Below are 16,339 nucleotides of genomic sequence, written 5' to 3'. Positions count from 1 at the left end.
CTAACCCTTACGGGGGGCGTGCGCCCCGCTTACCTGAACCGTTCGATGGGTGCGGAGCATGATCGAGGCAGTCGGCCTGACCAAGCGCTATGGCGACAAGACCGCCGTGCACAACCTCTCCTTCCAGGTACGGCCGGGTGCCGTCACCGGCTTCCTCGGTCCGAACGGCTCGGGCAAGTCGACGACGATGCGGATGATCCTGGGGCTGGACAACCCCACCTCGGGGTCGGTGACGATCGGCGGCTATCCGTACCGCACGCTGCCGAACGCGCCTCGCCAGGTCGGCGCCCTGCTGGACGCGAAGGCGGTGCACGGCGGCCGGTCCGCGCGCAACCACCTGCTGTCCCTGGCGCAGCTGTCCGGCATCCCGGCCCGCCGCGTCGACGAAGTGCTCGGGGTCGTGGGTCTCCAGGACGTGGCGAGGAAGCGCTCCAAGGGCTTCTCCCTCGGCATGGGCCAGCGGCTGGGCATCGCCGCCGCGCTGCTGGGCGACCCGCAGGTGCTGCTGTTCGACGAGCCGGTGAACGGTCTCGACCCCGAGGGCATCCTCTGGGTGCGCAATCTGATGAAGTCGCTCGCGGCGGAGGGACGGACCGTGTTCGTCTCCAGCCATCTGATGAGCGAGATGGCGCTGACCGCCGACCATCTGATCGTCATCGGGCGCGGGCAGTTGCTCGCCGACATGAGTGTGACGGACTTCATCTCCGCGAACTCCGCGGACTTCGCGCGGGTCCGCACGCCCGACACCGAGCCGCAGCAGCGGGAGAAGCTGACGTCCGCGCTGACCGAGGCGGGCGGGCACGTGCTGCGCGAGCAGGACGGCGCGCTGCGCGTGACCGGGCTGCCGCTGCCGCGCATCAGCGACCTCGCGCACGAGGCGGTCGTACGCCTGTGGGAGCTGTCGCCGCACCAGGCCTCGCTGGAGGAGGCGTACATGCGGATGACCCAGGGAGTCGTCGACTACCGCTCCACCATCGACCAGAAGACCGGGCTGATGCAGCCCCTGCCGCCCGGCGCCGAGCCGCCCGTGCCGGTTCCCGGTCAGGGCCAGCCCGGCTGGTACGCGCCGCCACCGCCCCAGCCGGGCGGACAGCCGTTCGCGGGCCCGCAGGGCGCCCCCGGCGCGCAGCCGAACCCGTACGCCGCTCCGGGCGCGGGCCATCCCGGCCCCTACGGCGCCCCGAACGCGGGTTTCCCGAACCCGTACGCGCAGAGCGCGCCGCAGGCCCCCCAGGTGCCCGCCCAGCCCGCCGGCACGCCGCATGCAGGGGCCGCACCGGCCGCCGCGCCCGCCTCCCCCGCGCCGCAGGCCGCCGCCGCGCCCGCGCAGCCGTCCGCACCGGCCGCCGCGCCCGCCCCCGCCGCCGACTCCACCAAGCCCGAGGACGCCCGATGAGCACGCCGCAGACTCCTGTGCCGCAGGCCGCGCCGCCCGCCTGGGAGGCGGCGACCGGTTCCCCCCACCCCGGCTACACCTCGCCGATCCCCGTCGTCCGTACACACCTCGGACACGCCATCGCCTCGGAGTGGACGAAGATCAAGTCGGTGCGCTCCACGATGTGGACGCTCGGGGTGTTCATCCTGCTCGTGGTCGGGATCGGGCTGCTGGCCGGCCTGCTCGTCACCAAGACCTCCGGGGAGGTGCAGGGCGACGAGAACATGCTGGCGCTCGGGTTCTTCGGCCTGCTGCTCGGCAGCATCTGCATCATCACGCTCGGCGTCCTGACCACGGCCTCGGAGTACGGCACCGGCATGATCCGGACCACGATGACGGCGTGCCCGAGCCGTGGGCGGGTGCTCACGGCCAAGGCGGTGGTGTTCTTCCTGGTCGCGTTCACGGTGACCCTGGTCTCCAGCGGCCTGGTCGGCCTCGCGCAGACGGCCATGCTCGACAGCACCGGCGCCCGGCAGCCCACCGGCGCCGAGTGGTTCAAGGCCACGGTGGGCGTCAGCCTCTACATGGCCCTGCTCGGGCTGTTCTCGCTCGTCGTCGGCTCGATGCTGCGGCACTCGGCGGGCGCCATCACGATCATGATCGGTGTCGTGCTCGCCCCACTGGTGATCGCGCTGTTCATGTTCACGCGTTCGCTGGAGAAGGTGCGCCAGTTCCTTTTCGAGTACTCGATCCCGAACCAGCTGAGCGTCTTCTACTCCAACTCCCTCACCAATTCCGGCCCGACCGGCTGGGACCCGCTGTGGATCCTCCTGGCCGCGACGGCCGCCGCCTTCGCCGGCGCCTGGGCCCTGCTGCGGAGCCGGGACGTCTGAGCGACCGGAACAGCGGCTAGAACCGCGGTGCGTTACGGGACCGCTGCGCCCGCGTGGTGCGGCGGTCCTTGGCGTTCCAGCAGGCCTTGTGCCAGTGCCGGCGGTCGTCCACGCCCGCGTGCTGGGGCCAGGCCACCACGTGCGGGACGCCGGAGGGGATCAGCTGGTCGCAGCCGGGGCAGCGGTACGTCTTGCCGTCGGCGCTGGAGCCCGCGACATGGCGCACGCTGAAGTCCTCGCCCTGCCAGCTCTCGGTGGACTGCCAGCCGCCGTAGCGGCCCGCGGTGTCGTCCTCGGCGCTCCGGCCGGACGAGGCGGCGCCTCTCCCATCCTTGGGTCGGTTGCGGCGGGGGGACACGGGACACCTCACGAAGCTGTATGGGAGACAGGGACCTTCTCCAGCCTACGCGGCGCCATCACGGCCGGGTGGGGAGAACCAACCATCACAAGTTCCCTTCCCGGACGACCCATTCCGCAGACAATCCGCAAATCTCTTCGCCAGGCCGTGTCCTCGGCACGTGTCGCCCGGTTATGCCGGGTGGGGGAGCTCCGTGTCGGAGCCGAGGAAGCAGGAAAGAGCAATGCGCGTAGGAAGTTTCGTGCTGGCGGCCCAGTTCCCCGGGCAGGGCCAAGGCGAGGCGCTGCACCGGGCGGTCCGCTCCGCCGAGGTCGCCGAGGAGGCCGGGCTGGACGGGGTCTGGCTGGGCGAGCACCACTTCGTCCCGTACGGGACGTGCCCGTCGGCGATCACCCTGGCCGCGCTGCTGCTCGGCCGCACCCGCCGTCTGCGGGTGGGTACGGCGGTCAGCGTGCTGCCCACGGTCCACCCGGTCGCGCTCGGCGAGCAGGCGGCACTGCTGCACGTGACGAGCGGCGGACGGTTCTCGCTCGGCGTCGGGCGCGGCGGCCCGTGGGTGGACCTGGAAGTGTTCGGCATGGGACTGGAGGCGTACGAGAAGGGGTTCCCGGAGTCGCTGGATCTGCTGGTGCGCTGGCTGCGTGAGCCGTCGGTGTCGGCCTCGGGAGAACGGTTCGCCTTCCGCGAGGTCCCCGTCGTACCGCGCCCGTCGGAGGCGCTGACCCAGGTCCCGGGTCCCGAGGTCGTCGTCGCCTGCACCTCCCCGGCGAGTGTGCGGCTGGCCGCCGAGCGCGGGCTGCCGATGCTGCTGGGGATGCACATCGGCGACGAGGAGAAGGCCGAGATGGTCGCCCTGTGGCAGCGGTGCGCGCGGGCGGCGGGCCGGCCGGGCGAGGAGATCCGGGGCGCCGCCCATGTCTCGGCGGGCGTCTGCCAGATCGCCGACCGGCGCACGGACGCGGTGGAGACCCTGCTGAAGGCGATGCCGGGCTGGCTGAAACAGGGGCTGGACGCCCATGTCACCGTGGACGGCCGGATCCGTGGGATGCGCGATCCGCTGGAGTACACCGAACTGCTCTGCGGGCTGCACCCGGTGGGCACTCCGCGGCTGTGCGCCGACCGGCTCGCGGCGACCTCCGAGCGGACCGGTATCGCCCGCTTCGCCCTGTTCACGGAGGGCTCGGGCGATCTGGCGGCGACGGAGGAGAACCTGCGACGGCTCGGCGCCGAGGTACTGCCCCACCTCCGCTGACCGGGAGCGCGTCGTGGGAAGCTTGCCGCCCCTGTACTCCAAGCACCTCCCGCGCACGGAGCGGCAAGCAGGTGACTCACGGCGTCAGCAGTCCCGCAGTTCCGGAGACTGGTTGAGGAGCTGGTTGCGCACCGAGGTGAAACGGGCCAGCGTCTCGTCGACCGAGGCGTCCAGCGGGAACACCGCCACCCGGTGGCAGTTCTGGAAGGCGAGCCGCACACCGAAGTGCCGCTGAAGCGCGCCGCGTATGGCGTCGCTCGCCAGCGCACGCAGCAGCTGACCGCGTGCCTGCTCGTCCGGCGGGGGCGTCTGGTTGTCGGCGAACTGGCCGCCGTCCACCTTCAGCTGGGCCACCAGGGAGCTGATCATCTCCCACGCGTAGGGCAGGGAGGTCCGGACGCAGTCGACGAAGTCAGCTTCGTCGACCTCGCCTCGCTCGGCCGCTTCGAGTAGGGCCGGTGAGACGTCGAGCGACATGGGTTCTCCTCTCGCACCCCCGAACGACAGGGGTTGCCGGACAGATAAGGGGGCACGCGACTCCCAACACGGTGAGTACACGGGTCGCGACCTCCCGTTCACTACGGTAGGCACAAGAACGGACGCCCACCAGGCGAATGCATATACAGACCGGGCTAGTTGGGCACACAATCGGCCACAAGTGAACACGGGTGATCCAGGGAAAAAAGGGGCGACCCACGGGGAGTCCCGGCGGACGCCCGACGGAAGGCCCCCGGGCGAATCGCGCGCACCGCCGTCCGTCCAGTAGCGTTGCCGACCATGCGTCTCGTCATTGCCCGGTGCGCCGTCGACTACGCCGGCCGGCTCACCGCCCATCTGCCGTCAGCGCCCCGTCTGATCCTGGTCAAGGCGGACGGCAGCGTCTCGATCCACGCGGACGACCGCGCCTACAAGCCGCTGAACTGGATGTCCCCGCCGTGCACGCTGAAGGAGGGGACCGGTGACGAGGAGGGCGTCTGGACCGTCGTCAACAAGGCGGGCGAGAAGCTCATCATCACGATGGAGGAGGTCCTCCACGACTCCTCGCACGAACTCGGCGTGGATCCGGGGCTGATCAAGGACGGCGTGGAAGCGCACCTCCAGGAACTGCTCGCCGACCGCATCGAGACGCTCGGCGAGGGCTACACGCTGATCCGCCGCGAGTACATGACGGCCATCGGCCCGGTCGACATCCTGTGCCGGGACGCCGAGGGCCGGACGGTCGCGGTCGAGATCAAGCGGCGCGGCGAGATCGACGGCGTGGAACAGCTCACCCGCTATCTCGAACTGCTGAACCGCGACCCCCACCTCGCCCCGGTCCGCGGCGTCTTCGCGGCCCAGGAGATCAAGCCGCAGGCCCGCGTCCTCGCCACCGACCGCGGCATCGGCTGCCAGGTCCTGGACTACGACGCGCTGCGCGGCATCGAGGACGACAAGCTGCGCCTGTTCTGAGGACGGCCGCAGCCCGCGGAGCCGGGGATGCCGGACAGGCACTCGACGCCTCCGGCGGCCAGTTCCAGCGTCGTACCGCTGAGTTCGAAGCCGTGGCACTCGTACGACGCCGGGGGCCGGGTCCGTGTCATACGGACCCGGCCCCCGGTTCTTCGTGGGTCAGGCAAGCGTCGCCGTGCCGGACGACTCCGGAGCCGCGCCGCTCTCGGAGACGTCGGCCGGCGGGCCGGCCGAGAGGCCGGACGTCGGCGCCGAGGTGCCGCCGGACGGCTCCCCGGACGAGCCGGCGTCGGTGCCGCCGGTGGGCCCCGTGGTGCTCCCGCCCGAGGGGTCGCCGCTGGGATCTCCCGAGCTCCCACCCGTGGGATCGCCGGTGCCGCCGCCGGAGGAGCCGCCGCCGCTCGTGGGGCCTCCGGTGCCGCCGCCGGAGGAGCCGCCGCCGCTCGTGGGGCCTCCGGTGCCGCCGCCGGAGGAGCCTCCGCCGCTTCCGCCCGGCGTGCCGCCGCCCGTGGAGCCTCCGGAGTTCCCGCCGGTCGACCCACCGGTCTTCCCGCCGGTGCCGCCGCCCGACGAGTCGGTGGGCCCCGACGGCTTCGGCGGCTTGGACCAGGAGCCCGAGGACGTGCCGTCGCCGGACGGCTCGCGGCTCTCCGACGGCTCGGCGCCGCCCGGCGCCGGATCCTCGGACGTGCCGGAGGCGGACTCGTGGCCCGGGTCCGTCGGACGGCTGGTCGCCGTGCCGGTGTCGCCTCCCCCGCTGCGGTCCTGCTTCGGTGTGTCGGCGCCCAGGCTGCCGTCGTCCGCGTCCTGGCCGGCGGACGGATTGACGTTGTCGGAGGGGGTGTCAGGGGTGCTCTGGGAAGTGGCGCCGAGCGTCACCACCGTGCCGAGGACGGCCGCGAGCAGCGCGCCCGCGCCGGCCGCCACGAGGTTGCGCCGGGCCAGGCCCTTGATGCCGACGCGGTGCTTGGCCGGGGCGTGCGGCGAACCCGGGACCGGCGCCTGGTGGGTGACCAGTGTGGAGGCGTCCTCGCCGGACTGCTGGAGCGCCGGGAAGGGCGCGGGCACCCCGCCGGGCGGGGACGCCGACTCCTCGGTGCGGGCGTCCGGCACCTCCTCGCCCGCCGTCGCGCCGAGGCCCACTGCCGTACCGGAGCGGTCGGTGACCAGGGCGAGGGCGCGGCGCCCGGCGACCGTGCCGCGCTTGTCGGCGAGCGCGCCGCGCAGCCCGATGGAGGCCTCCAGCTCGGCGCGGGCCCGGTCCAACTGGCCGCCGCAGAGCGCGATGATGCCCAGCTCGTGGTGGAAGTAGGCCTGTTCGGCGACCTCTCCGGCCAGCCGGGAGGCCTCGGTGCCGTAACGCAGCGCCCGTTCCCAGGCGTTCCAGTCGAGGCCGGCGGCGAACGCGGGGGCGGCGGTGCGGGCGAGCCGTACGGCCGTGCTCTCCTCGCTCCCGGCGGACGGCGTGGTGACCGGCACCAGCACGGCCAGCGCGGCGAGCACGGCGTCCGCCTCGGCACACACCCGCTCCGGGGTGACCGAGGGGTGGCCGGCCCACCAGGTGTAGTGGCGGGCCGCGGTGAGGGCCTGCTCCTCGGCGTCGTCGGCGTATCCGGCGGCCTCCAGCTGGGTCAGCACACCGGCGGCGAGCCGGTGGCGGGAGCCGGCCGGGGAGACCAGGCCGCAGCTCGCCAGCTCGCCGAGCGCGGCATCGGCGTGGGTGTCGCCGACCAGCGCGGGCAGGTGCGACTGGTGGGGCACCTCGCCGCCGAGCGCGACGGCGAACCGCAGCGTGGCGCGCGCGGAGGCGCTCAGCCGGGAGGCGAGCAGCGGCGCGGGCGCGGCGGCCTCGCCGAGCGAGGGCAGGGGTACGGCGTCGCCGTCGCCCCCGTCCAGGACGGCGTCCGCGGGCGGCGCGTCCTCGAAGACGCCGAACTCCTCGACGGCGCCGGCGCCGGCCCGCAGGTGGTCGTGCTGGCTCAGCAGGGCACCGGTCTGCACGAAGCGCAGCGGCAGGCCCTCGGACTCGAACCAGAGGTCCCCGGCCCAGTTGGCCTCCTCCTCGGTGAGCACACGGGCGACGGCGCGCTCGATGAGTTCGACTCCGCCGGCCCGGTCCAGGCCGCTGAGGGAGACCTCCTCGATCTCCGACTCGGCGGACGGCGCGGGCACGTCCGGGGTCGCGCCGATCAGGAAGGCGCATTCGGGGGTGGCGTCGATCAGCTCGTCGAGCGCGCCGCCGCCGACCTCGATGTCGTCCACCACGACGACCGCGCCGATCTCCCGGACGTACGCGAGCAGTTCGTCCCGGTCGGGCCGGCACCGCGGCGCGCTGTACACCGTGTGGAAGAGGTCGTACAGCAGGTCGCTCGCGGTGCGGCGGTGGCCGCTGAGGCGGACGACGCCGTCGGGGGCGAGGTCCGAGCAGTCGTCGGCGACGAGGTCGAGCAGGCTGGTGCGGCCGGAGCCGCCCGGCCCGGTCAGGCGTACGGAGCGGCCGCGGGCGAGCAGCCGTACCAGTTGCTCGCGCTCGTCCTGGCGCTCCAGGAGCGGTTGGGCGGACGGCGCCGGGCCGGCCGGGACGGGCGGCCCCGCCACGCGGTCGTGCTCCGCGCGCTCGGCCGCTGTGTACTTGCGCGGCCGGTCGGGGTGCTCCCCGGGCGGGCAGGCCTCGATCTCGCTGCCGTCCACGGGGTTGACGGTGAGCAGGAAGTCGCCCGAGACGAGCCGCGCCGTACGGGCCGGTGCGGGTGCGTGCTGGACGAAGTCGGATGCGAGGGAATCCCTGGGTGGGCGCCGGCTCGGCACGTGGCCGTCGCCGCCATGGCCCATGTCCTCGGGTTCCCGGGTGTTCGGGTCCATAGGTTCCAAGCCCCCCAAAAGCGTCGTGTGCCGACGACGGCCGGCCCCTCCCGGCCTTGCCGCACACCGCGCTGTCGCTTCTGGTCCGGGCCCGCTCGAGGGTTGCTGAGCTGCGGGCGACCGAACCCTAAACCTTCGGCCAGTATCCATGACAGCCCGGGGTACCGACCGGCCCGAGACGTCACGGTCTCATGAGGATTGCGCGCCACGTACGGTTCGCCGACGTGCGCCCGGGTCTCCCCCGTCGCCCGGTTCACACCTGTTCGAACCGGGGTGACACGGACCGGTCCAGGGCCTGTCCGGCGGATCAAGGCGCAGGAAACCGACGGTCGTTGTCAGCCCCAGCGGGCCCTAGACGCGGGGCAGGGACTCGACGCCGATGCCGCCCTCGATGGCGAGGATGCGGTGCAGCCGGGTGGCCACCAGCAGGCGCTGCATCTGCGGCGGTACGTCACGCAGCACCAGCCGCCGGCCGCACCGGCCGGCCCGCCGGTGGACACCCATGATCACGCCGAGTCCGGTGGCGTCCCATGAGTCGAGCTCGGACAGGTTGAGCACCAGGTCGCCGACACCGTCGTCGACGGCCGAGTGCAGGACCGTACGGGCGTCCGCCGCGCTGCGGACGTCGAGGCGGCCCCCGACGACCAGCTCGGCGTGGTCGCCCCTGATGTGCATATGCGCTCCCCGTGAATGCTGTGGCGTACCCCGTGACGGTGGCTGTGCAACCTCTGACTGCTTCCGTGGCGGTCTGGTTGCTGCTTGTAAGCGAACCGATACCGAATTCACCCCGGAGGGTGACCCCGTGGCCCTTGTGCGGTCTCAGTGCTTGTAGAAGCCCTGCCCGCTCTTGCGCCCGATGTCACCGGCGTCAACCATCCGGCGCATCAGCTCCGGCGGCGCGAACTTCTCGTCCTGGGTCTCGGTGTAGATGTTGCCGGTGGCGTGCAGCAGGATGTCGACGCCGGTCAGGTCCGCGGTGGCGAGCGGTCCCATGGCGTGGCCGAAGCCGAGCTTGCAGGCGAGGTCGATGTCCTCGGCGGTGGCGACGCCCGACTCGTAGAGCTTGGTCGCCTCGACGACGAGCGCCGAGATGAGCCGGGTGGTCACGAAGCCGGCCACGTCCCGGTTGACCACGATGCAGGTCTTGCCCACGGACTCGGCGAACTCCCGTGCCCGGGCGAGGGTTTCGTCGCTGGTCTTGTAGCCGCGGACCAGCTCGACGAGCTGCATCATCGGCACCGGCGAGAAGAAGTGCACGCCGACGACCCGCTCCGGGCGCTCCGTCACGGCCGCGATCTTGGTGATCGGGATGGCGGAGGTGTTGGAGGCGAGCACGGTGTCCTCGCGGACGAGCTTGTCGAGGGTGCGGAAGATCTCGTGCTTGACCTCGAGCTTCTCGAAGACGGCCTCGACCACGAGGTCGGCGTCGGCGGCCGCGTCCAGGTCGGTGGTCGCGGTGATGCGGGCGAGGGCGGCGTCGGCGTCGTGCGCCTCCAGCCTGCCCTTGGCGACGAACTTGTCGTACGAGGCCTTGATGCCGTCCGTGCCGCGCCTCAGTGCCTCGTCGGTGACGTCCCGCAGGACGACGTCCCAGCCCGCCTGCGCGGCGACCTGGGCGATGCCGGACCCCATGAGACCGGCCCCGATGACGGCGAGCTTCCGTGACACTGACGACTCCCCTTCGAAACGACTGCATGACGACTGCGCGAGTGCTTGGTGCTTACCCGCTGCTTACGCATGGCTCCTGTGCGGACATTAGCGCTCACGCGGGGCCTTGAGACCCGTAAGTAATGCGTGTCACTGTCTCAGGGCGTGAGACGCCCGTCACGTCCGGTGCGGCGGACTACGCCACGAAATCCTCCCGCCTCGGGCCGGGTTGGCGCCACCGCGAAATCGCCGCATCGCGCCCGTCGCGGAAACGTCTAGATTGGCCTCATGGTCAACCTCACACGCATCTACACCCGGACCGGGGACAAGGGCACCACCGCCCTCGGCGACATGAGCAGGGTCGCCAAGACCGACCTGCGGATCTCGGCGTACGCCGACGCCAACGAGGCGAACGCGGTGCTCGGCACGGCGATCGCGCTGGGCGGGCTCGGCGAGGACGTCGTCGAGGTCCTCACCCGGGTGCAGAACGACCTGTTCGACGTGGGTGCGGACCTGTGCACGCCGGTGGTGGAGAACCCGGAGTTCCCGCCGCTGCGGGTCGAGCAGTTCTACATCGACCGGCTGGAGGCGGACTGCGACCGCTTCAACGCCGAACTCGACAAGCTCCGCTCCTTCATCCTCCCTGGCGGGACGCCGGGCGCGGCCCTGCTCCACCAGGCGTGCACGGTGGTCCGCCGGGCCGAACGCTCGACCTGGGCCGCCCTGGAGGTTCACGGCGAGACGATGAACCCGCTCACCGCGACCTATCTCAACCGGCTGTCGGACCTGCTGTTCATCCTGGCGCGCACGGCCAACAAGGCCACCGGGGACGTGCTGTGGGTGCCGGGCGGCGAACGCTGAGCGCCCCTTCCCACCATGGCGTCCCCCCGCCCGTTCACCGTCCGGCCGGTGTGCGCTCCTCGTCCGGGCGGGCCGACCCGGCCGGAGCCTTCTTGGGGAAGAGCAGGTACGACAGCGCGATCAGCCCGTGGATCCCGGCGATGCGCAGCGTCGTCCCCTGCCAGGACCTGAGCGGCTCGGCGGCGGACGGGTCGCCGACGTACAGGATCGCCGCCTGGAGCAGGGCGAGGGAGACGCACGACGCGACGAGGGTGCGCAGCCAGAGGCCGCCCTCGTAGCGCGCCCGTGCCAGTCCGTGACGGGGCGGCTTCCCGGGGCGCGGGCCGCCGGCCAGGCGGTGGGCCGCGTGGGCGTCGAGCCGGCCGACGGTGTAGTGGCCGTAGCCGACGGTGAAGCCGATGTACAGGGCGGCCAGTCCGTGCTCCCAGCCGGGCTCCGCGCCGTTCCTCAGATCGACGGCGGTGGCCGCGAACAGGACCAGTTCCAGCACCGGCTCGCACAGCAGCAGGGCCATGCCGGTGCGGCGCCACCGCAGGAGGTAGCGGGCAGTCAGGCCCAGCGCCAGCAGTACCCAGAAGCCCACCTCGCAGGCGATGATCAGCGCGACGATCATGATTGCTCCTCTCGGTTCCTCCTCCAGGCTCGCGGAGGACCACGTCCGGTGCGTCGTCGGCGGTGACGAACCGCGCGTGCATCCTTCGATGTACGCGCGGACCCTCCCGGAGCATCAGGCGGCGGACCGCTCCCCCGTGTTGGATGGACGCATGGCCCGAGGACTGCGCCCGCACCGCCACGACGTGTACATCGCCGTGGGCGGGCTGCTCGGCGGGCTGGTGCTGATCGGCGTCGGGCTGCACACCCGCACCCACCACGCCCCGGCCTCCGTCCTGGACCAGGACTGGGCGGTCGCCGTCCCGCTGCTGGTGATGGCGGGGTGCGAGCTGCTGCGCCGCACCCGGCCGGGGCCCGCCCTGCTCGTCGGCACCGCGGCGGTCGTCGCGGACCTCCCGACGCGGGGCAGCCTGGCCACCGTGGTGATGTTCACCGACCTGGTCTACGCGGCGGTGCTGTACGGCCCGCCCGCCTTCGCCCGCCGCCTTCCCTGGATCGCCGGTCTGCTCACGGTGATCGGCACGGTCGTGCCGCTCGTGGTCTGGCGCACGCCGCAGGCACTGCTGCTTGGCGTGGGCGTCGCCCTGGTCAGCCTGGTGCCGGCGGCCACCGGCTGGGTGGTGCGCAATCACCGTGACACAGCCGTCGCCGAGCGGCTGCGGGCCGAACGGACCGCACTGCTCGCGGACATGGACCGCACACAGGCGGTCGTCGCCGAACGCGCGCGGGTGGCTCGGGAGTTGCACGACATGATCGCCAACCACATGTCCGCCATCGCCATCCACTCCACGGCCGCGCTGTCCCTGGACGACCCGGAGACCTCGCGGCAGGCGCTCACCGTGATCCGGGAGAACAGCGTCGAGGGACTGGCGGAGATGCGGCGGCTGATCGGCATCCTGCGCGACAGCGGGGGCGAGCACGCCCCGGCCGCCGCGCCGACCCTGGACGGTCTCGAGGCGCTGGCCGAGGCGGCCCGCGGCAACGGTCTCCAGGTCACGCTCGACGCCCGGCACGGCGAGGTGCCGACGCCGGTGGAGCTGGCGGCGTACCGCATCGTGCAGGAGTCGCTGACCAACGCCCTCAAACACGCGGCTCCGGGCCGCGTCACCGTCGCCCTGGCCCGGCGCGACGGCGCGCTCGAGGTGGCGGTGACCAGCCCCTACGGGCATCGGGGCGCACCGCGCGCCCCGGGCTCCGGTGCCGGTCTGGTCGGGATGCGGGAGCGGGCCGCGCTGCTCGGTGGCGCATTCGCGGCCGGTCCCGAGGGCGCCGTCTGGACCGTCCGTGCCACCCTGCCCCTGGGTGATGGCGAAGGAGATCCCACATGATCCGTGTCCTCGTCGCCGAGGACCAGTCCGCCGTTCGCGCCGGGCTGGTCCTGATCCTGCGCAGCGCGCCCGGCATCGAAGTGGCCGGCGAGGCGGCGGACGGCGAGCAGGCGGTGGCGCTGGCCCGCGAGCTGCGCCCGGACGTGGTGCTGATGGACATTCAGATGCCGAGGCTGGACGGGGTGTCGGCGACCCGGCAGGTGGTCGCGGAGCAGTTGGCGGACGTCCTCGTGCTGACCACCTTCGACCTCGACGAGTACGTCTTCGGGGCGCTGCGCGCGGGAGCGGCCGGGTTCCTGCTCAAGAACGCCGAGGCGCGGGAACTGGTGGAGGCGGTGCGCACGGTGGCGCGCGGGGAGGGGATCGTCGCGCCCGCCGTCACACGGCGTCTGATCGCCGAGTTCGCCGCCGGGCCGGTACGGGAGACGAAGGCGGCGCCGGCCGCGCTGGGCACCCTCACCCCCCGGGAACGCGAGGTGCTGTCGTGTCTGGGTGAAGGGCTGTCCAACGCCGGGATCGCCGTCCGCCTGGACCTCGCGGAGGGCACCGTGAAGACCCATGTCAGCCGCCTGCTGGGCAAGCTTGAGCTGCGCAGCCGGACCCAAGCGGCGGTGCTCGCACAGGAGTTGGGGATCTGAGAGCAACGGGACAACTGGTCCAGACCTATTGACCCGTGGTCCAGACCTTTCTATTCTCGCGGCACCGGTGGGCGTGATGGCTCAGTCACGCCCCCGACCACAACCCCCACCGCCGAAGGGGTGGCCGTAGCGCCCCGCCGGCGACATCACAAGAGGAGGCGCGGTATGCGCTTCAGACACAGAGCCGCGGCCGGGTTCGCGACCCTGCTGCTCCCGCTGGCCGGCCTTGTCGGCCTCGCGGGCTCCGCTCAGGCCGCGGCATCGGCCACCGCCACCTACGCCAAGACCCAGGACTGGGGCTCCGGCTTCGAGGGCAAGTGGACGGTGACCAACTCCGGCACCACGAGCATCAGTTCGTGGACGATCGAGTGGGACTTCCCCTCCGGCACGTCCGTCACCTCCGCCTGGGACGCGGACGTGACCAGCTCCGGCACCCACTGGACCGCCAAGAACAAGTCCTACAACGGCACCCTCGCCCCGGGTGCCTCCGTCTCCTTCGGCTTCAACGGCGCCGGCGCCGGCTCCCCCAGCAACTGCAAGCTGAACGGCGGCAGTTGTGACGGTGGCAGCACGGTTCCCGGTGACAACCCGCCCTCCGCGCCGGGCACCCCGACCGCCTCGAACATCACCGACACCTCGGTGAAGCTCACCTGGGGCGCGGCCACCGACGACAAGGGCGTCAAGAACTACGACGTCCTGCGCGACGGCAGGACGGTCGCGACCGTGACGACGACCTCGTACACGGACACTGGTCTGACCGCCGGCACCGACTACTCCTACAGCGTCCAGGCCCGTGACACCGCCAACCAGACCGGCCCGGTCAGCGGCTCCGTCGCCGTGCGCACCACCGGCGGCGGTGGCGGCACTCCCCCGCCCGGCAACAAGGTCCGGCTCGGCTACTTCACCGAGTGGGGCATCTACGGACGCAACTACAACGTCAAGAACATCGTGACGTCCGGCTCCGCCTCGAAGATCACGCACATCAACTACGCCTTCGGCAACGTCACCGGCGGCAAGTGCGCGATCGGCGACTCCTACGCCGACTACGACAAGGCGTTCACCGCCGACCAGTCGGTCAGCGGCGTCGCCGACACCTGGGACCAGCCACTGCGCGGCAACTTCAACCAGCTGCGCCAGCTGAAGGCCAAGTACCCGAACATCAAGGTGCTGTGGTCCTTCGGCGGCTGGACCTGGTCCGGCGGCTTCGCGGACGCGGCCAAGAACCCGACGGCCTTCGCCCAGTCCTGCTACGACCTGGTGAAGGACTCCCGCTGGGCCGATGTGTTCGACGGCATCGACATCGACTGGGAGTACCCGAACGCCTGCGGCCTGACCTGTGACACCAGCGGGCCGGCGGCCATCAAGAACGTGGCGGCCGCACTGCGGGCCAAGTTCGGCAACGGCGCCCTGGTCACGGCGGCGGTCTCCGCCGACGGCACCTCCGGCGGCAAGGTCGACGCCGCCGACTACGGCGGCGCCGCGCAGTACCTCGACTGGTACAACGTGATGACGTACGACTTCTTCGGCGCCTGGGACGCGAAGGGCCCCACCGCCCCGCACTCCCCGCTCACCTCGTACAACGGCATCCCGCAGGCCGGCTTCACCACGGCCGACGCGATCGCCAAGTACAAGGCCAAGGGCGTACCCGCGAGCAAGCTGCTCGTCGGCATCGGCCTGTACGGCCGCGGCTGGACCGGCGTCACCCAGGACGCCCCGGGCGGCACGGCCACGGGCCCGGCGACCGGTACCTACGAGCAGGGCATCGAGGACTACAAGGTGCTCAAGACGTCCTGCCCGGCCACCGGCACCATCGCGGGCACGGCCTACGCCAAGTGCGGCAGCAACTGGTGGTCCTACGACACCCCGGCCACCATCGGCACCAAGATGTCCTGGGCGAAGACCCAGGGCCTGGGCGGCGCCTTCTTCTGGGAGTTCAGCGGTGACACCAGCAGCGGCGAACTGGTGAACGCCATCAACAGCGGTCTGTCGTAAGGGCCACCGGCCCCGAGACCAGGAGAGCTCCCCCGGACCACGTCCGGGGGAGCTCTCCTGTCGTACTACGCCAACGAGTGAGTGCGGCTACGCCACATTCACTCGTTGTCCGGGCGGCGCCGCCTCCAGCCAGGCGAGGAAGCCGGTCAGCGCGTCCTCGCTCATCGCGAGTTCCAGGCGCGTACCGCGGTGCAGGCAGGTGAGGACGATCGCGTCGGAGAGCAGGGCGAGTTCCTCCTCGCCCTCGGGCAGACGGCGGCCGGCCACCTCGATGGACGCCCGCTCCAGGGTGCGGCGCGGACGGAGCGCGTAGGAGAAGACACGGAACCACTCGACGCGGTCGCCGTTGTAGCGGGCGACTCCGTAGCTCCAGCCCTTGCCGCTGGTGTCGGTCTTCTCCGGTACGTCCCAGCGCAGACTGCAGTCGAAGGTGCCGCCGGAGCGCTGGATGAGCCTGCGTCGCAGGCCGAAGACGAACAGTCCCACCACCACGAGCAAGACCACCAGCCCGCACACAGTCAGAGCGAGGACCATCGACACCGACCTCCTCGTCTCCTAGGTAATGGAACGGAAAAAACACCCACATTCACCTCAGCCGCGGCCGGTACCGGATTGCTCCGGTACCGGCCGCGGCTGAGTGACGTCATCACACGGCTGGCTGGGTTCAGCTGGCCGTCGCCGCGCGCAGTCGGACCTCCGCGCGGCGCTCGGCATGAGCGTCGCCCTCCGCCTTCGCGCGTTCGAGCTCTCGCTCGGTGCGCTGGACATCGATCTCGTCCGAGAGTTCGGCGATCTCCGCCAGCAGCGACAGCTTGTTGTCCGCGAACGAGATGAAACCGCCGTGCACAGCGGCGACGACCGTCCCACCTTCACTCGTACGGATGGTCACCGGGCCCGACTCCAGCACACCGAGCAGCGGCTGGTGACCGGGCATGACGCCGATGTCGCCGGACGTGGTGCGCGCGACGACCAGGGTGGCCTCGCCGGACCAGACCTGGCGGTCGGCGGCGACCAGCTCGACGTGCAGCTCAGCAGCCAAGGGTGGCTCCTCGGGTCACCACCCGGCGGTAGT

Annotated in this window: 16 protein-coding genes; 8 read left to right on the top strand and 8 right to left on the bottom strand. The window is 71.9% G+C overall.

The genetic code is table 11. The features are described from left to right. Positions 1-58: 58 nt before the first annotated feature. Both ABZ818_RS22760 and ABZ818_RS22755 read left to right on the top strand, forming a co-directional pair. Positions 59-1,396, top strand: a complete 1,338-nt coding sequence (locus tag ABZ818_RS22760; protein ID WP_361417421.1) for an ATP-binding cassette domain-containing protein — start codon at positions 59-61, stop codon at positions 1,394-1,396. Next, entirely contained in the window at positions 1,393-2,268 is an 876-nt protein-coding gene (locus ABZ818_RS22755) for an ABC transporter permease subunit (protein ID WP_361417418.1), read from the top strand. The genes ABZ818_RS22760 and ABZ818_RS22755 overlap by 4 nt, the downstream gene beginning before the upstream one ends. Positions 2,269-2,284: 16 nt before the next feature. On the opposite strand, the gene ABZ818_RS22750 is transcribed toward ABZ818_RS22755, so the two are convergent. Continuing rightward, the gene (locus ABZ818_RS22750; RefSeq protein ID WP_361417415.1) at positions 2,285-2,626 is read right to left on the bottom strand and encodes an ATP/GTP-binding protein; all 342 of its coding nucleotides are present in this window, start codon (positions 2,624-2,626) and stop codon (positions 2,285-2,287) included. A gap of 223 nt (positions 2,627-2,849) precedes the next feature. On the opposite strand from ABZ818_RS22750, the gene ABZ818_RS22745 reads away from it, so the two are divergent. Continuing rightward, a complete protein-coding gene (locus tag ABZ818_RS22745; RefSeq protein WP_361417411.1) occupies positions 2,850-3,878 on the top strand; it encodes an LLM class flavin-dependent oxidoreductase in 1,029 nt (342 codons plus the stop codon). 84 nt (positions 3,879-3,962) lie between these two features. Here ABZ818_RS22745 and ABZ818_RS22740 read toward each other — a convergent pair whose 3' ends face one another. Then, on the bottom strand, positions 3,963-4,355 hold the full coding sequence (locus ABZ818_RS22740) for an SCO5389 family protein (RefSeq protein ID WP_225075600.1): 393 nt from the start codon (positions 4,353-4,355) through the stop codon (positions 3,963-3,965). Positions 4,356-4,655: 300 nt separating this feature from the next. Here ABZ818_RS22740 and nucS point away from each other — a divergent pair, with 300 nt between their 5' ends. Beyond that, positions 4,656-5,327 carry an endonuclease NucS gene (gene nucS, locus ABZ818_RS22735; protein ID WP_225075599.1) on the top strand — a complete coding sequence of 224 codons (672 nt, stop codon included), beginning with the start codon at positions 4,656-4,658 and terminating at the stop codon, positions 5,325-5,327. 159 nt (positions 5,328-5,486) lie between these two features. On the opposite strand, the gene ABZ818_RS22730 is transcribed toward nucS, so the two are convergent. The 3 genes from ABZ818_RS22730 to ABZ818_RS22720 all read right to left on the bottom strand — a co-directional run bounded on the left by ABZ818_RS22730 (position 5,487) and on the right by ABZ818_RS22720 (position 9,857). Then, complete coding sequence (locus tag ABZ818_RS22730; RefSeq protein WP_361417406.1) at positions 5,487-8,189, bottom strand: ATP-binding protein; 2,703 nt, start codon at positions 8,187-8,189, stop codon at positions 5,487-5,489. Between the two features lie 351 nt (positions 8,190-8,540). Then, positions 8,541-8,864 carry an STAS domain-containing protein gene (locus ABZ818_RS22725; RefSeq protein ID WP_141358314.1) on the bottom strand — a complete coding sequence of 108 codons (324 nt, stop codon included), beginning with the start codon at positions 8,862-8,864 and terminating at the stop codon, positions 8,541-8,543. Between the two features lie 144 nt (positions 8,865-9,008). Continuing rightward, positions 9,009-9,857 carry a 3-hydroxyacyl-CoA dehydrogenase family protein gene (locus tag ABZ818_RS22720; protein WP_361417403.1) on the bottom strand — a complete coding sequence of 283 codons (849 nt, stop codon included), beginning with the start codon at positions 9,855-9,857 and terminating at the stop codon, positions 9,009-9,011. A 267-nt stretch (positions 9,858-10,124) separates the two neighbouring features. Here ABZ818_RS22720 and ABZ818_RS22715 point away from each other — a divergent pair, with 267 nt between their 5' ends. Beyond that, on the top strand, positions 10,125-10,697 hold the full coding sequence (locus ABZ818_RS22715; protein WP_361417400.1) for a cob(I)yrinic acid a,c-diamide adenosyltransferase: 573 nt from the start codon (positions 10,125-10,127) through the stop codon (positions 10,695-10,697). 34 nt (positions 10,698-10,731) lie between these two features. On the opposite strand, the gene ABZ818_RS22710 is transcribed toward ABZ818_RS22715, so the two are convergent. Continuing rightward, positions 10,732-11,310, bottom strand: a complete 579-nt coding sequence (locus ABZ818_RS22710) for a hypothetical protein (protein WP_361417397.1) — start codon at positions 11,308-11,310, stop codon at positions 10,732-10,734. A 151-nt stretch (positions 11,311-11,461) separates the two neighbouring features. Between ABZ818_RS22710 and ABZ818_RS22705 the strand changes: the two genes are divergently transcribed. The 3 genes from ABZ818_RS22705 to ABZ818_RS22695 all read left to right on the top strand — a co-directional run bounded on the left by ABZ818_RS22705 (position 11,462) and on the right by ABZ818_RS22695 (position 15,267). Next, positions 11,462-12,637: a histidine kinase gene (locus tag ABZ818_RS22705; RefSeq protein ID WP_361417393.1), complete on the top strand. Its 1,176-nt coding sequence runs from the start codon at positions 11,462-11,464 to the stop codon at positions 12,635-12,637. After that, positions 12,634-13,275, top strand: a complete 642-nt coding sequence (locus tag ABZ818_RS22700; RefSeq protein WP_361417390.1) for a response regulator transcription factor — start codon at positions 12,634-12,636, stop codon at positions 13,273-13,275. Before ABZ818_RS22705 ends, ABZ818_RS22700 begins: the two co-directional genes overlap by 4 nt. Positions 13,276-13,440: 165 nt before the next feature. Beyond that, the gene (locus tag ABZ818_RS22695) at positions 13,441-15,267 is read left to right on the top strand and encodes a glycoside hydrolase family 18 chitinase (RefSeq protein ID WP_361417387.1); all 1,827 of its coding nucleotides are present in this window, start codon (positions 13,441-13,443) and stop codon (positions 15,265-15,267) included. Positions 15,268-15,354: 87 nt separating this feature from the next. Here ABZ818_RS22695 and ABZ818_RS22690 read toward each other — a convergent pair whose 3' ends face one another. Beyond that, positions 15,355-15,801: a DUF2550 domain-containing protein gene (locus tag ABZ818_RS22690; protein WP_361417383.1), complete on the bottom strand. Its 447-nt coding sequence runs from the start codon at positions 15,799-15,801 to the stop codon at positions 15,355-15,357. A 130-nt stretch (positions 15,802-15,931) separates the two neighbouring features. Next, a complete protein-coding gene (locus ABZ818_RS22685; protein WP_361417380.1) occupies positions 15,932-16,306 on the bottom strand; it encodes a F0F1 ATP synthase subunit epsilon in 375 nt (124 codons plus the stop codon). Positions 16,307-16,339: the final 33 nt, after the last annotated feature.

The sequence above is a fragment of the Streptomyces sp. NPDC047453 genome (assembly GCF_040643155.1).
GTDB lineage: Bacteria > Actinomycetota > Actinomycetes > Streptomycetales > Streptomycetaceae > Streptomyces.
This window is presented reverse-complemented; position numbering and strand designations above follow the sequence as displayed.

What these genes read in the sequence shown, in the direction of transcription:
- ABZ818_RS22725 (WP_141358314.1), bottom strand. Translation starts at nt 8,864, where the DNA reads ATGCACATCAGGGGCGACCACGCCGAGCTGGTCGTCGGGGGCCGCCTC.
- ABZ818_RS22695 (WP_361417387.1), top strand. Translation starts at nt 13,441, where the DNA reads ATGCGCTTCAGACACAGAGCCGCGGCCGGGTTCGCGACCCTGCTGCTC.
- ABZ818_RS22745 (WP_361417411.1), top strand. Translation starts at nt 2,850, where the DNA reads ATGCGCGTAGGAAGTTTCGTGCTGGCGGCCCAGTTCCCCGGGCAGGGC.
- ABZ818_RS22740 (WP_225075600.1), bottom strand. Translation starts at nt 4,355, where the DNA reads ATGTCGCTCGACGTCTCACCGGCCCTACTCGAAGCGGCCGAGCGAGGC.
- ABZ818_RS22730 (WP_361417406.1), bottom strand. Translation starts at nt 8,189, where the DNA reads ATGGACCCGAACACCCGGGAACCCGAGGACATGGGCCATGGCGGCGAC.
- ABZ818_RS22710 (WP_361417397.1), bottom strand. Translation starts at nt 11,310, where the DNA reads ATGATCGTCGCGCTGATCATCGCCTGCGAGGTGGGCTTCTGGGTACTG.
- ABZ818_RS22700 (WP_361417390.1), top strand. Translation starts at nt 12,634, where the DNA reads ATGATCCGTGTCCTCGTCGCCGAGGACCAGTCCGCCGTTCGCGCCGGG.
- ABZ818_RS22715 (WP_361417400.1), top strand. Translation starts at nt 10,125, where the DNA reads ATGGTCAACCTCACACGCATCTACACCCGGACCGGGGACAAGGGCACC.
- ABZ818_RS22690 (WP_361417383.1), bottom strand. Translation starts at nt 15,801, where the DNA reads ATGGTCCTCGCTCTGACTGTGTGCGGGCTGGTGGTCTTGCTCGTGGTG.
- ABZ818_RS22755 (WP_361417418.1), top strand. Translation starts at nt 1,393, where the DNA reads ATGAGCACGCCGCAGACTCCTGTGCCGCAGGCCGCGCCGCCCGCCTGG.
- ABZ818_RS22705 (WP_361417393.1), top strand. Translation starts at nt 11,462, where the DNA reads ATGGCCCGAGGACTGCGCCCGCACCGCCACGACGTGTACATCGCCGTG.
- nucS (WP_225075599.1), top strand. Translation starts at nt 4,656, where the DNA reads ATGCGTCTCGTCATTGCCCGGTGCGCCGTCGACTACGCCGGCCGGCTC.
- ABZ818_RS22760 (WP_361417421.1), top strand. Translation starts at nt 59, where the DNA reads ATGATCGAGGCAGTCGGCCTGACCAAGCGCTATGGCGACAAGACCGCC.